Source organism: Streptomyces sp. R-74717 (genome assembly GCF_047305335.1).
GTDB classification, from domain to species: Bacteria; Actinomycetota; Actinomycetes; order Streptomycetales; family Streptomycetaceae; genus Streptomyces; species Streptomyces atratus.
The window spans coordinates 216,678-229,134 of sequence record NZ_CP102361.1; the positions used below are offsets into that span (position 1 = coordinate 216,678).

Annotated in this window: 13 protein-coding genes and 1 pseudogene; 6 read left to right on the forward strand and 8 right to left on the reverse strand. The window is 68.3% G+C overall.

Annotated features, from left to right (window positions below; genetic code table 11):
• Window positions 1-154: 154 nt before the first annotated feature.
• The gene (locus NRF20_RS01135; RefSeq protein ID WP_398633589.1) at window positions 155-781 is read left to right on the forward strand and encodes a TetR family transcriptional regulator; all 627 of its coding nucleotides are present in this window, start codon (window positions 155-157) and stop codon (window positions 779-781) included.
• Here the strand turns inward: NRF20_RS01135 and NRF20_RS01140 are convergent.
• The gene (locus NRF20_RS01140) at window positions 754-1,734 is read right to left on the reverse strand and encodes an NAD-dependent epimerase/dehydratase family protein (RefSeq protein ID WP_398633588.1); all 981 of its coding nucleotides are present in this window, start codon (window positions 1,732-1,734) and stop codon (window positions 754-756) included. The two genes, NRF20_RS01135 and NRF20_RS01140, sit on opposite strands and share 28 nt — an antisense overlap.
• A complete protein-coding gene (locus tag NRF20_RS01145) occupies window positions 1,731-2,357 on the reverse strand; it encodes a ScbR family autoregulator-binding transcription factor (RefSeq protein WP_413751794.1) in 627 nt (208 codons plus the stop codon). Before NRF20_RS01145 ends, NRF20_RS01140 begins: the two co-directional genes overlap by 4 nt.
• A gap of 107 nt (window positions 2,358-2,464) precedes the next feature.
• Between NRF20_RS01145 and NRF20_RS01150 the strand changes: the two genes are divergently transcribed.
• Window positions 2,465-3,400: a ScbA/BarX family gamma-butyrolactone biosynthesis protein gene (locus tag NRF20_RS01150; RefSeq protein ID WP_413751795.1), complete on the forward strand. Its 936-nt coding sequence runs from the start codon at window positions 2,465-2,467 to the stop codon at window positions 3,398-3,400.
• Between the two features lie 897 nt (window positions 3,401-4,297).
• On the opposite strand, the gene NRF20_RS01155 is transcribed toward NRF20_RS01150, so the two are convergent.
• Window positions 4,298-4,744 carry a hypothetical protein gene (locus NRF20_RS01155; protein ID WP_398633585.1) on the reverse strand — a complete coding sequence of 149 codons (447 nt, stop codon included), beginning with the start codon at window positions 4,742-4,744 and terminating at the stop codon, window positions 4,298-4,300.
• A 137-nt stretch (window positions 4,745-4,881) separates the two neighbouring features.
• Here NRF20_RS01155 and NRF20_RS01160 point away from each other — a divergent pair, with 137 nt between their 5' ends.
• A complete protein-coding gene (locus tag NRF20_RS01160; protein WP_398633584.1) occupies window positions 4,882-5,472 on the forward strand; it encodes a hypothetical protein in 591 nt (196 codons plus the stop codon).
• Window positions 5,473-5,712: 240 nt separating this feature from the next.
• Here the strand turns inward: NRF20_RS01160 and NRF20_RS01165 are convergent, their stop codons facing one another.
• The 3 genes from NRF20_RS01165 to NRF20_RS01175 are packed head-to-tail and all read right to left on the reverse strand — an operon-like array spanning window position 5,713 to window position 8,137.
• Window positions 5,713-6,489, reverse strand: a complete 777-nt coding sequence (locus tag NRF20_RS01165; RefSeq protein ID WP_398633583.1) for an ABC transporter permease — start codon at window positions 6,487-6,489, stop codon at window positions 5,713-5,715.
• Window positions 6,486-7,439 (reverse strand): ATP-binding cassette domain-containing protein, encoded by a 954-nt coding sequence (locus tag NRF20_RS01170; protein ID WP_398633582.1) that lies wholly within the window; start codon window positions 7,437-7,439, stop codon window positions 6,486-6,488. The genes NRF20_RS01165 and NRF20_RS01170 overlap by 4 nt, the downstream gene beginning before the upstream one ends.
• Window positions 7,440-7,468: 29 nt before the next feature.
• A complete protein-coding gene (locus tag NRF20_RS01175) occupies window positions 7,469-8,137 on the reverse strand; it encodes a DUF4097 family beta strand repeat-containing protein (RefSeq protein WP_413754504.1) in 669 nt (222 codons plus the stop codon).
• 263 nt (window positions 8,138-8,400) lie between these two features.
• Between NRF20_RS01175 and NRF20_RS01180 the strand changes: the two genes are divergently transcribed.
• Window positions 8,401-9,135, forward strand: a complete 735-nt coding sequence (locus NRF20_RS01180) for a helix-turn-helix domain-containing protein (protein ID WP_413751796.1) — start codon at window positions 8,401-8,403, stop codon at window positions 9,133-9,135.
• 162 nt (window positions 9,136-9,297) lie between these two features.
• Here NRF20_RS01180 and NRF20_RS01185 read toward each other — a convergent pair whose 3' ends face one another.
• The gene (locus NRF20_RS01185; RefSeq protein ID WP_398633579.1) at window positions 9,298-9,933 is read right to left on the reverse strand and encodes a Fic family protein; all 636 of its coding nucleotides are present in this window, start codon (window positions 9,931-9,933) and stop codon (window positions 9,298-9,300) included.
• A complete protein-coding gene (locus tag NRF20_RS01190; protein WP_413751797.1) occupies window positions 9,923-10,729 on the reverse strand; it encodes a hypothetical protein in 807 nt (268 codons plus the stop codon). Before NRF20_RS01190 ends, NRF20_RS01185 begins: the two co-directional genes overlap by 11 nt.
• A 52-nt stretch (window positions 10,730-10,781) precedes the next feature.
• On the opposite strand from NRF20_RS01190, the pseudogene NRF20_RS01195 reads away from it, so the two are divergent.
• Together NRF20_RS01195 and NRF20_RS01200 are read left to right on the forward strand one after the other, a co-directional pair.
• Window positions 10,782-10,994 (forward strand): annotated as a pseudogene (locus NRF20_RS01195) (ABC transporter permease); the annotation flags it as partial.
• Between the two features lie 181 nt (window positions 10,995-11,175).
• A protein-coding gene (locus NRF20_RS01200; RefSeq protein ID WP_413751798.1) for an IS3 family transposase occupies window positions 11,176-12,428 on the forward strand; the annotation gives its coding sequence in 2 pieces (ribosomal slippage) (window positions 11,176-11,458 and window positions 11,458-12,428; 1,254 coding nt in all).
• The last annotated feature ends 29 nt before the right edge of the window (window positions 12,429-12,457 follow it).

Sequence of the window (12,457 nt, forward strand, 5' to 3'; positions counted from 1 at the left end):
GGGCTCGGATCAGGCCACCTGTGCGAGCACTGACACGCGGCGCCGATGCCGGGGACATCCCCCGCCGCACCGGACATCCGGCCTCGCCCGGATCCGTCCCGCGGCACGTCCAGCCACGGGAACGAACCAGGCGAACCGACAGGAGGGAAACGGCATGGCGGGGCACACCGGGCAGGCGCGAGCGGCGCTGACCCGCGGACGGCTCGTACGCAACGCCGCGACGGAGTTCGCTCTGCACGGTTACGACGGCACGTCACTGTCCCGTGTCTGCAAGGCCGCCGGCGTCACCATGGGAGCGCTCACCTTCCACTACCCCAGCAAGGCCTCCCTGGCGCAGGCCGTGTGCGCCGCCGGGATCGAGGTCACGCGCACCGTCGTCGACAAGGCCGATCGGCAGGGGAAGACCCCGCTGCAGTCCGTCGGCGGCATCGTGCGGGCCCTCGCCACACTGCTGAGCGACGAAAGCGTGGCGCGGGCGGCCGCCCGGCTGTCCCGCGAACGGCCCTCGCTGCGCATGGACTGGCGCGACAGCTGGCTGCCCCTCGTGCGCACCCGGCTCCACCAGGCGGAGGTCCTTGACCAACTGCGCCCCGGCACACGGCCGGAGTCCGCCGCGCTCCTGGTCGGCAGCCTGGTGGCGGGAGTCGAGGCGGGTCTGTTGCCACAGCCCCGCAGGACGCTCCTGCCCTCGCCCACCGTGCAGGAGCATCTCACCGAACTGTGGCAGACCGCGCTGCAGGGGATCGGCGCGCTTCAGGACGGCCCCGCGAGCGCCCCCTGACTGCCTGCCATGAAGCCCCGGTACCGGGCCGCCGCCTCGTCCAGCCGAGCCAGCGGGCCGGGCCCCGGGTCCATTGCGAGCAGCCGCCAGATCCGCTCACTCAGGTAGAAGTGGTCCTGCGCGAGCAGCTCCAGCTGCCGTTCCCCGTACCGGCCCTGGGAGCGCGCGAGGAGCGCGCGGCACTGCTGCCAGTCGGCGCTGCCAGTGGCGGGCGCCACGAGGCCGTGCGCGCTCAGCGCCGCTCTGAGGCGGCCGGTGGGCACCGGCACCGGATGAGCGGCGTGGTGCACGCCCCGTACGGCGTCAGGTGCGGTCGCGGCGGCTACGGCGAGGCGGGCCAGGTCGCCCACGTCCACGAGGGACTGCAGCCCCGTGCCGCCGAGCCACTCGGGCGGCACCCGCTCGGCGAGCTCGGCGAACGCCGGGACGACCCAGCGGTCCCCTGCGCCGAGCACGAGGCCCGGCCGCAGCACCAGCGCGCCCGCGTCGAGGGCGGGCCCCTCCGCGGCGAGCCGGCTGCGGCTGGCCGCGGAGACCGGCGCGGGTGCGATGCCATCGACGTCGATGCCGTGGTGGGGACCGGTGCCGTAGACGGCGGCGGTCGACAGGTGCACGATCCGTCCGACCCCGGCCGCGCGGGCCGCCGCCATGACGGCGGCGGTGCCCCGCAGGTTGACCGCCGCGCACCGTTCGGCGTCCTTGCCGACGTACGACACGGCATGGACCAGGGCGTCGGCTCCCTCGAAGACGCCGGTCAATGACGTCGGATCGGTGAGGTCGGCCCGGACCTGCCCGACCGCTCCCCCGCCCGGCAGCACGACGTCCGCGCGGCGCACCAGGGCGCGCACCCGCACCGGGCGGCCGTCGGCCGCCACGCACCCGGCCAGCTGCCGCAGCACGGCGGCGCCGATGAAACCGGTGGCCCCGGTCAGCGCGACGGTCCACGGTCTCATTCGGACACCTCCGGCGCCCGGCCCGTGAGGTCCAGGCTTTCGACGACCTCGGGCGCGGCGACGGCCGGCAGGAAGTACGACCACAACTCCACGATGCGCCCGGTCAGATCCTTGCGGCCCGTGCTGATCTGGGACAGCAGCTGCGTTCCGGTGTAGGCCCCGACCAGGACCCGGGCGAACTGCGCGGGGTCGACGCCCTCACGCAGTTCACCGAGCGCCTGGGCGACCATGAGCTCTTCCTCGAAGTTGGTGATCCATAGCTGGTACGCGGCATCGTCCTGCAGACCGAAGGCGCCCTGTTCGACGGCCAGCTGCACACCCGCGCGAAACAGGACGTTGCGCTGCAGCTCCCGCGCCAGGGCGAGCGTGAGGTCGATCACGTGCTGCAGTCCGCTCGTTCCTCCCAACTCCGGTAGATCTGCGTCTTGTTCGGCCATCACGGCCCGGGCCAGGTCGTCCTTGGAGTCAAAGTGAAAGTAAAGAGCTCCCATAGTCGAACCAGCCCGCTTGACGATCTTGGTGGTGCTGGTTCCGGAGAATCCGTGCAGGTCAAACTCTTCCGCGGCGGCCCTGACGAGGGCCGCCCTCGTCTTTACCGCACGCTCCTGCTGTGGGCGTGTCATGAATCCTCCCTCGACAAAGAAACAGAGCGCTCTCTAGGTTATGCCCTGCCGGCTGCGGTGCCCACAGCCGTCCGACGTCAGTACGAGATCCTCAGAGAGGCCGTTCCGTGACTGTCACCACCGTTGAACCCGTTCGTCCCAGCTCCGCTCTCAAAGCGATCCCGCGTCAGTACGTACACAAGACCGCCCAGGCCGAAGTCCTGCTCTGCGGCTGGCAGAACAACGGGGAGGACTCCTTTCTCGCCCCTGCCCAGTGGCCCCGGTCCCACAGCTTCTACGCCCCTGCCCACGGCCTGCACGACCCGATGCTCTTCGCCGAGAGCGTCCGCCAGGCGATGCCCCTGGTCAGCCACGCCGGTTACGGGGCACCCATGGACCACCGCCAGATATGGGACCGCTTCCGCTGCACCATCTCCGCCGAAGCGCTGCGGCACGAGCGGCTGCCCGCCGACCTGGAGATGCACCTGACGTGTGCCGACATCGTCAAGCGCGCCGGACGCCTCGGCGGGATGGCACTGCGGGCCACGGCGGTCCGGGGCGGGCGTCGCATGGGGGTCGCCGAGACCCGGTTCACCAACCAGGCACCCGCCATCTACAGGCGCTTGCGCGGCCCGCGCTGCGACGCCGCCCGCGCCATGGCCGACGCCGTCCCGCTGCCGGCACCGCTCGCGCCCGACCAGGTCGGCCGGATCGACCCGCAGGACGTCGTCCTCGCCCCCGGGAACGCGGACCGGCACTGGCAGTTTCGCGTCGACGTGACACACCCCGTCCTGTTCGACCACCCGGTCGACCACATCCCCGGCATGCTGCTCCTGGAAGCGGCCCGTCAGGCGGCCCACTCCACGCTGCACCCCCGGCAGACCGTCATGACCAGCATCGACGCCACATTCACGCGATTCGTCGAATTCGACGCCCTGTGCTGGATCGAGGCGGAGCCGAACGCCGCCTCCACGCCCGGTCACGAGACCGTACGCATCACCGCCCGCCAGGGCGACCATGCACCGTTCACCGCGACAGTGACCTCACTGATCCTCTCGCGCTGACGCGTCGCAGGCACCGCACCCGCACGAAGCAGAGAGGCGGCGCCCACGCGCCTCCTCTTCCGTTCCGGGGAACCGACAGGAGTACCTCATGACCGGCGCCGTGCCGGTCCCCTCGACGAGGGCCTCCGTGCCCACCTCACTGTCCGACCGGGGCAACGCCCGGCTGTTCGCCCGGCTCCACCACCACCCCCTCCGGCATGCCGGAGGGGGTGGCCGGCTCCCGGAAGGGAGACCGCCCGAAGGCGGTCATCGACCCGCTACCCGGGGCTGCTCGACGCCATCCTTGAAGGGGCCCGGCTCAACGCCGAGTCCGACAGAACCGCCTCGTTCGCGCAGTGGCGCCCGCGAGGCCGCCCGGCCCTATTCCCACGGTCGGACGCGCCCGTGCGGCAGACCGTCTCGACCCTTCATGAGCAGCTTGAGGCAAAGGTTGCGCGCGGCGCTGCTGGAGCGGATTGACGTGGGCACTCCGGTGTTTCTTCCTTGCTTCGTGAGCAAGGCACCACCACTGGAGCACACGCCAGGACACCAGGCTAAACGCTACGGGCCAACCACTTGGCACCGCAGGTGCGGACCAGTGCCGTCTGAACGGTGGTAGCCACCGGTCTGCGGGATACGTAGGTATCGTCCGTTGCCAGCCGAGGAGGAGCGATTGTTCAGCAGTTCGCGTTCTGCGCGCGACCCAGCTGCAAGGCCTGGAACGCGGGCGCGGGGCCGGCCGGCAGATCCATGACGTCGATGCCGAAGCGAGCCGCCAGGACGTCGCAGTGGTCGAGGCCCCACGAGGCACCCCAGGTCACAGGCCCTCATACCCCCCTTCCACCCTTCACAGACGTCTCACTACGTCTACGGGAGTACAGGTCAGAGCCTCGCACTGACCACAACATCAATGAGAACTCACAGGGAAACGCGCAGGTGAGCAGCATGGGTGCGGGCGCTGCATGCAGCAGCCGTGCTGCCGCCCTGCGAGCTGTGCTCGCGGCAAGCAGCAGGGCACCCGTGCAGCGAGCAGCAGTTGCCCGCCGCTGCCCCGGCCGGGGCCGGCCTGCTGCACGAGCAGCAGCCGTGTGCCGTCTGGTTCGTGCGAATGCTGCGCTGCACGCGAGACCCACCGTGCGGCAGGACCAGGAGGACGAGCAGCAGCGCCGGGCAGTCGCCGGGTGCAGCGAGCAGCAGCGGCTGCAGGTTCAGGGCGATCGTCTCGCAGTAGCCCAGGGCTGTTGCCGCCACCCCGGGTTTGCCGTTGGCTGCGGACCGACAGGCCACGGCCAACATCGCCAGCATGTTCTGCAGCGGACTGTCCTCGCCGCCGGCGGCGGCTTCCTCGACCCGGGCAAGCAGCACGCGGCCGGCCTGGTCCAGGACGTCGGACCAGGCACCGTTGAGCGCCTGGGGGCCATGGATCCAGATGCTGGGTCCCCGTGGCAGCCGGTAACTTCAACCGCTGCTGGTTGATCGATGGGGGACACATGAAATGGGCCATGAGCGACGACTACGCCGCTCTCATCACGACCGTGATTCTGGCCGTTCTGCTGATCGGGACGGTCCAGCTGTACACGCTGATCAAGTCCTACGCGGATGCCATGCCCCAGGCTGACGACTCACATGCTGCTCTGCTCGAAAGGGTGGCACAGGCACTTCACGGCAACCGAGATCCGAGAGCTGAGGACCTGGCTGCGCTCGACCAGTACTTCACGGACCTGTTCGCGCGCGTGGTCGGGAGGAACCGAAGGTGGGGCACCTACCTTGCGAGCGCGGCGTGGGTTGCCATCTGCTGCGTGCTGGTGATCACCCAGATCAAGGTGCTCAAGTGGTCTGCAACACACACTCCCGCCCAGGACCCCCACCTGGCGAAGACGGCCTTCTACATTGCTTCTGGGGCCGTCGTAATCCTCGTATGCGAAGGCGTAGTCCGAGTAATCACTCAGGTGATCGCCAATGCCCGGCGGCACCGCGCCCGTGTCCGACAGTTCTCCGCTGATGACTTCCGGCGACTCAACGAGGCCGGGGAGCGCTACCGTCAGGCCCGGCAAGCAAACGCATCGGGGACCTTTGATCCCGACACCGCCTGAATCGCAGCGGGTTCCCAAGGTGCTGCACTTCGCTTCTCTGTCCAGGACCTGACCACCTTCGCCACCCACGCGGTAGCCGCTGACAGTGGCCAACTCAAGTGAGCAGGTAGGCGTCAATGGCCAGGGGTGCATCCACGTCGTTCGTGGACGCGAAAGGGGCGGCGCACGACCGACGCGGTGTCGGTGTACGCCGCCCTGGAGCGGTTCGGGTGGCGGGGGTGGCCCGCACTGTCATGGCGGTTACTTGGGGTCGCGGTTGAACTGTGCCTTGGACCAGCGGTAGCCGAGGATGGTCAGGCCCAGGCACCAGGCGAGGGCGATCCACCAGTTGTTGCCGATCTCGGTCCCGAGGAGAAGTCCGCGCAGGGTCTCGATGGCGGGGGTGAAGGGCTGGTACTCGGCGATCGGCTGGAACCAGCCCGGCATGCTGTTCAGGGGGACGAAGGCACTGGAGATGAGGGGCAGCAGGATCAGCGGCATGGCGTTGTTGCTGGCCGCCTCCGCGTTGGGGCTGCCCAGGCCCATGCCGACCGCGATCCAGGTGAAGGCCAGGGCGAAGAAAGCGAGCAGGCCGAAGGCTGCCAGCCATTCCAGGACGCTGGCATCGGTGGAGCGGAAGCCCATGGCCACACCGATGGCGCCGACGAGGATCACGCTGATGACGGTCTGCAGGACGCTGCCGACGACGTGGCCGAAGAGGATGGAGCTGCGGTGGATGGCCATGGTGCGGAAGCGGGCGATGATGCCTTCGTTCATGTCGGTGGAGACCGACACGGCGGTGCCGATGGTGGTGGAGCCGATGGTCATCAGCAGGATGCCCGGGACGATGTAGGCGATGTAGGCGGAGCGGCCCGCGCCCCCGCTCATGGTGTCGCCGAAGATGTAGACGAACAGCAGGAGCAGCATGACCGGGGTCAGCAGCAGGTTCAGGGTGAGCGAGGGATAGCGGCGGGCGTGCAGGAGGTTGCGGCGCAGCATCGTGGACGAGTCGCGCACGGCGAGGGAGAGGGAGCTCATCGGACAGTCTCCTTGGGCTGGGTGGGCACGGTGGTGGCGGTGAGGGCGAAGAAGACGTCGTCGAGGTCGGGGGTGTGCACGGTCAGTTCGTCGGCCTCGATACCGGCCGAGTCCAGCCAGTCGAGGATGGAGCGCAGCTCGCGCTGGCTGCCGTCGCTGGGGATCTGCAGCGACAGCGCCTCGTCGTTGCGGGTCGCCTCGTCGAGGGTGCCGGCTGCGTTCTGGTAGGCGGCGGGGTCGGTGAAGCGCAGGCGGACGTGTCCGCCGGGGATGAGCCGCTTCAGCTCCTCGGCCGTGCCCTCCGCGGCAGTCTTCCCGTTGTTCAGCACAGCGATCCGGTCCGCGAGTTCGTCGGCCTCGTCCAGGTACTGGGTGGTGAGGAAGACGGTGACGCCATCGGTGACCAGTTCGCGGATGATGCCCCACATGGTGTGCCGCGAGCGCGGGTCGAGGCCGGTGGTCGGCTCGTCCAGGAAGATGATCCGGGGGTTGCCGACGAGGGTCATGGCGATGTCGAGGCGGCGTTTCATGCCGCCGGAGTAGGTGGAGGCCGGCTTCTTCGCCGCCTCGACCAGGTCGAAGCGCTCCAGCAACTCGGCGGCCACCCGGCGGCCCTCGCTGCGGGAGAGGTGGTGCAGGTCGGCCATGAGGAGCATGTTCTCCTCGCCGGTGATCAGGCCGTCGACGGCGGAGAACTGCCCCGTGACACCGATCGCGGCACGTACGGCCTGCGGTTCGGCGGCCAAGTCGTGACCGCCGACGTGCAGGTCGCCGGCGTCGGCGGAGACGAGGGTGGACAGGATCTTCACGGCGGTGGTCTTGCCGGCGCCGTTCGGGCCGAGCAGCGCGAAGACCGTGCCTTCCGGGACGGTCAGGTCGATCCCGTCGAGGACGGTCTTGTCACCGTAGGACTTGCGCAACCCGTGCGCCGCGATAGCCAAGTCGGTCATGAGGAGAGCTCCTTCAAAGACTGCGAGGTTCAGAGGCTGCGGGCGGCGATGTCACCCTGGGAGGTGGTCGCCTTGATGGTCAGACCGGGCGTGCCGTCGCTGTTCTTCAGCGCGTTGTCGATCCGGCCGTGGCCGGTGCCGGCGTCCAGGGAGGCGGAGACGCCGCGAGCCGCACCGACGGTGATGTCGCCCTGCTGGGTGTTCAGCGTGAGCTGCCCGCGCACGGCCTCGGTGATGTTCACGTTGCCCCGCTGTGTGCTGATCTCGCCGGGACCGTTCAGGCGGCCGACCGCGATGTGGGCGTCGAGTCCGGTGAGGCGGGCGCTGGTGGCCTCATCCAGCTTGACCGAGCCGTAGCCGCCATCGAAGGCGACATCGCCGAACCGTCCCACGCCGCGGAACTCGGCGGCGGCCGCCTTGGCCTCGACACGGGAGCCGGCGGGCAGTTGGACGGTGACCTCGACGGATCCGGAGTTGCCAAGGATCCGGTTCTTCGCTTGCGAAGTCTGGATCCGCAGGACGCCGTCGGCGTAGGTGACTTCGGTCTGTTCGGCGGCCTTGACGTCGCGGCTCTTGGCGGCGTTGGCGGGCAGGACCTCGACGGTGGTGTCGGTGCGGTCGGCGGCGATGAACTGGATGCGTCCCGCGGGGATGTCAAGGACGGCCTGGACGGCGGCGGGGGTGTCGAACTTCTGCATCATGCTCTCCTTCTCCGGTATCGCGCGCCCCTTCGGCCCGCTCTTTCCGATAGAGGAAAAGCTACGTTGCATTCACAGATCTGACAACAGATTCGTTGCGTCAAAATCCCATCAGTGCAGGTAGATATGGAAAAGTTGATGCAATGACCTCGCACATAACGCAACGCCTCCACGTGTAGCGTGTTGCAATGAATTGAGAGTGAACGCTATAGTCGGCACCCCAGCCACCACAGGGCCACACCCAGGCCACGAAGGAGACCGCGATGCCGGGAGGCAGGCTCACCCAGCAAGAACGCCAGCAGATCGCACTGGGACTGGCCGACGGCCTCGCCTACGCCGAGATCGCCCGACGTCTGGACCGCCCCACCTCGACGATCACGCGCGAGGTGATGCGCAACGGCGGCCCCACCGCCTACCGCGCCGAAGTGGCCCACCGCGCCACCGAACACCGCGCCCACCGCCGCAGGAAGGCCGCACCCCGCGAGGCGCAGTCACCCCCGCAGCCCTACGGACGCGACGCCGAAGCCGTGCGCGAGTACGAGGAAGTGTTCACCACCGTCATCATGGCTTCCGGCGCACCCCTGATGATGTCCCGGGTGATGGCCTGCCTCACCCTCACCGACACCGGCAGCCTCACCGCAGCCGAACTCGCCCAGCACCTCCAGGTCAGCCCGGCGTCCATCTCCAAAGCAATCACGTTCCTCGAGAGCCAGGGAATGGTCCGCAGAGAACGCGACGAACGCCGCCGCGAGCGCTACATCGTCGACGACGACGTCTGGTACGAGGCGATGATGGCCAGCGCCCGCTCCACCGCCCAACTCGTCGAAACCTCACGGCAGGGCATCAGCATCCTCGGCCCCGACACCCCAGCCGGCGCCCGCCTCGAGAACATCGCCCGCTTCCTCGACTTCGTCTCCGAAAGCATCGCCCGCGCCGCAGAACAGGCCCGCGACATCCTCCACACGAAACCCGAAACAACCCCCGACACCACCACCTGAACCACGCTCGATCGCCAGCAGACAGCCACGTACACACCCCGTCGCACCACCCCGCCACCGGCCTACATCTTCGGAGATGTAACGAGTGTCGGCGTACACAGGAAAGTGCTCAGCCGTGTACAGCTGAATGCGCTCACCCGTCCGCGGTGGCGACGGCTTCTCTCAGTGCGCGGCTGTGGTTGCCCGCCGGTGGGTGGCACGGATCAGCACAGAGACCAAAACCGCGAGGTCAAGGGCACCGGCTGGGTCGTCCGCGTAGCGGGTGGTCTGCAGCGGCCCCACTTCGTCCAGGCGTACGCCCTCCGCCTCCAGGATGTGAGCCAGGGTCAGCAGCGCCAGGCGGGCGTTGCCGTCCGGGTAAGGGTGAAAGAAGGCGATGTCGAGGTACGCCCTGGCCGCGCGGGCGGCGAGGGGGACCGTCGGGTCGGCGCTCTGATACAGGCAGGCGGCGAAGTCCCGCCAGGTGTGCGGCGTCAGCCCGTAACGTTCCCGGCCGCCCTTGGCAAACGCCTCGCCCTGACGCAAGCGCACGTCGGGTACGCCGAGGACCAGCTTCTGCCAGTTGTCGAGCAGGGTCGGGGTGAGCGGTTCTCCCTGTCCGGCCGCGGCGCGGGAGAAGGCCATCGCGGCGAGCAGCCGGCCGGCGCGGTCCGGGTCGCGGTATCGCACCGGGCCGTCGAACCAACGGGCTAGTCCGTCGACGACCGGCCGCACAGGCAACGGGGCCGCCGTCGCAGCCGAGGACCAGTCGACCTCCTCCCTGACCTGACACCACACAGCCAGCGCATCATCGCTCACGGTAGAACCCACGACCCGTGAGGCGGACCGCCAGGTCCTCTCCCACCGCGTCGACCACCGTCAAGGCGGGCTCGACCCAGCTCTTGAACCGGCCGCCGATCGCTGCTTCGACTGCCTTCTCCGCCTCCTCCGGTCCTAGGCCAGTGGAGGACAGGAACCAGGTCAGCGTCGTGTCGCAGAGCCCGTACCAGGCCGACTCGGCGTGCGTGCGGTCCACGACCGTGGAAACCAAACGGGTCACCGCACGCTCCAGATGCCAGCTGCGGTCCCCGGCATCCGCGTCGGGCAACGGGGCAAGCCGCTCGAATCGCTCGGCCATGTCCTCCAGCCAGTCACGCCACTCCAGAAGAGCAGCCACGATTCGCGCGGCGGTCTCCTCCGCCTCTCCGACCGAGTGCGCGTCGCAGCACCAGGCGGCAACAGGTCCACCGTTATGGGTCGACCAGTCCCAACCGCAGGCCCAGCGGCCGTAGCGCGACGCCAGTAACGCGGTCACCTCGCGTATGAAGCGGAAGTTCTCCATCCGGTCGACATCGGCAGGAGGTGTCATCGGGGCGACCAGCGCCGTGAGCCGGGCCCCCTCGTCGTCGTCGTCCCATTCGAAGGCGTTCCGGCGAGGGTCAGCGGCGGACCACGGCAGCGACCAGGCTCGAAGTTCTTGGTGGATGGACGTGGCGTACCCCCAAAGTCGGACGTGGCAGAGCAACTGACCGATGATGCCGACGGAATCGAGACATGTCACCCGAATTCGCGAACCACCGACCTGTGCCTCCCGCCGCCCAACCGTCTTCGCCATGCCGAGCACGTTCACGTGTACCCGGCTGAGCACTTTGCCGAGTACCCCGGCAATGAGCGCGGGCATCGGCGACGGCGGCACGGACCGCTCCGACTACATTGCCTACCTCGTCCCGGGCTTGCTGCTGATGACCAGCGGCACCACCGTGATCGGAGCCCCGGCGTCCTTCTCCATGGACATGACCGAGGGACTCATTGCCCGCTTCCGCACGATGGCGCCACCCAGAAGCCATTCGCACGGTCAGGAAATCGGTGAGACTCTTCAGAGAGTTGACAGAGCACAACCCGAGGGTCCATGAACCCAATCTCGCAAATACGCTGGTGCTGTTGGCTCGGGTTGGCGATACCGGGTTGCCCTTCGCCTACGGCCCACTCCTCGCCGTCGCAGAGGCCACACTGAACCGCCCCGGCTCGAATGGAGACTCGATTTCATGAAAGGATCGAGTCATGGCACGACCTTCCCGTTACCCGCTTGAGCTCCGCCGCCGCGCGGTGCGCATGGTCGCCGAGGTGCGCGACGACTACCCGAACGAGACGGCCGCTCTGCAGGCGGTGACCGAGAAGCTCGGTATCGGGTCCCGCGAAACACTGCGGAACTGGCTGAAGCAGCACGAGATCGACGCAGGCACGCGGCCGGGGACGACGACGGAGGAGTCCGCTCAGCTCAAGGCGTTGAAGAAGGAGAATGCCGAACTCAAGCGGGCGAATGAGATCCTGAAGGCCGCGGCGAGTTTCTTTGCGGCCGAGCTCGACCGGCCACACACACGCTCGTAGCGTTCATCGACGAGCACCGGGACCGCTTCGGCGGCGTCGAGCCGATCTGCAGGACGCTCACCGAGCACGACTGCAAGATCGCCCCTTCAACCGACTACGCCAACAAGAAACGACAGGCCGCTCCGTCAACACGTTCAGTGCGGGACGCGGAGCTCAAGGAGCTGATCAGCCAGGTCCACACCGCCAACTACCGTGTCTACGGGGCCCGGAAGATCTGGCGCGAGCTGAACCGGCAGGGGCATACCGCAGCCCGCTGCACCGTCGAGCGTCTCATGCGCGAACTCGGCATCCAGGGCGCGATCCGCGGCAAACGCGTGATCACCACGCTCCCCGGCGGGCAGGTCGACCGGGCCCCGGACCGCCTCGACCGTGACTTCGTCGCCCAGGCCCCGAACCGGTGCTGGGTGGCGGACTTCACCCACATCAAGACCTGGTCCGGCGTCGTCTATGTCGCGTTCGTCTTGGATACCTTCTCCCGCCGGATCGTCGGCTGGTCGGCCGCCACCGTGAAGGAGACCGTCTTCGTCCTGGACGCCCTGGAGATGGCCATCTGGCAACGTGACCGCGACCAACACCCCATACAGCCAGGTGAGTTGATCCATCACTCGGACGCCGGGTCGCAGTACACGAGTTTCAGGCTCGCCGAGCATCTGGACGCCGCCGACATTGCCGCCTCCATCGGCTCGGTCGGCGATGCCTACGACAATGCCCTGATGGAGAGCGCGATCGGCCTGTACAAAACCGAGTTGATCAAACCCCAGCGGCCCTGGAAGACACTCTCCCAGGTCGAGCTCGCCACCGCCGAGTGGGCCGACTGGTACAACCATCGCCGGCTCCACGGAGAGATAGGGCACATCCCACCCGTCGGGTACGAAACCAACTACTACACGGAACTCACGAAACCCCAGGTCACAACCACAATCTGAGATCTCTATCGAACCCGGGGCGGTTCACC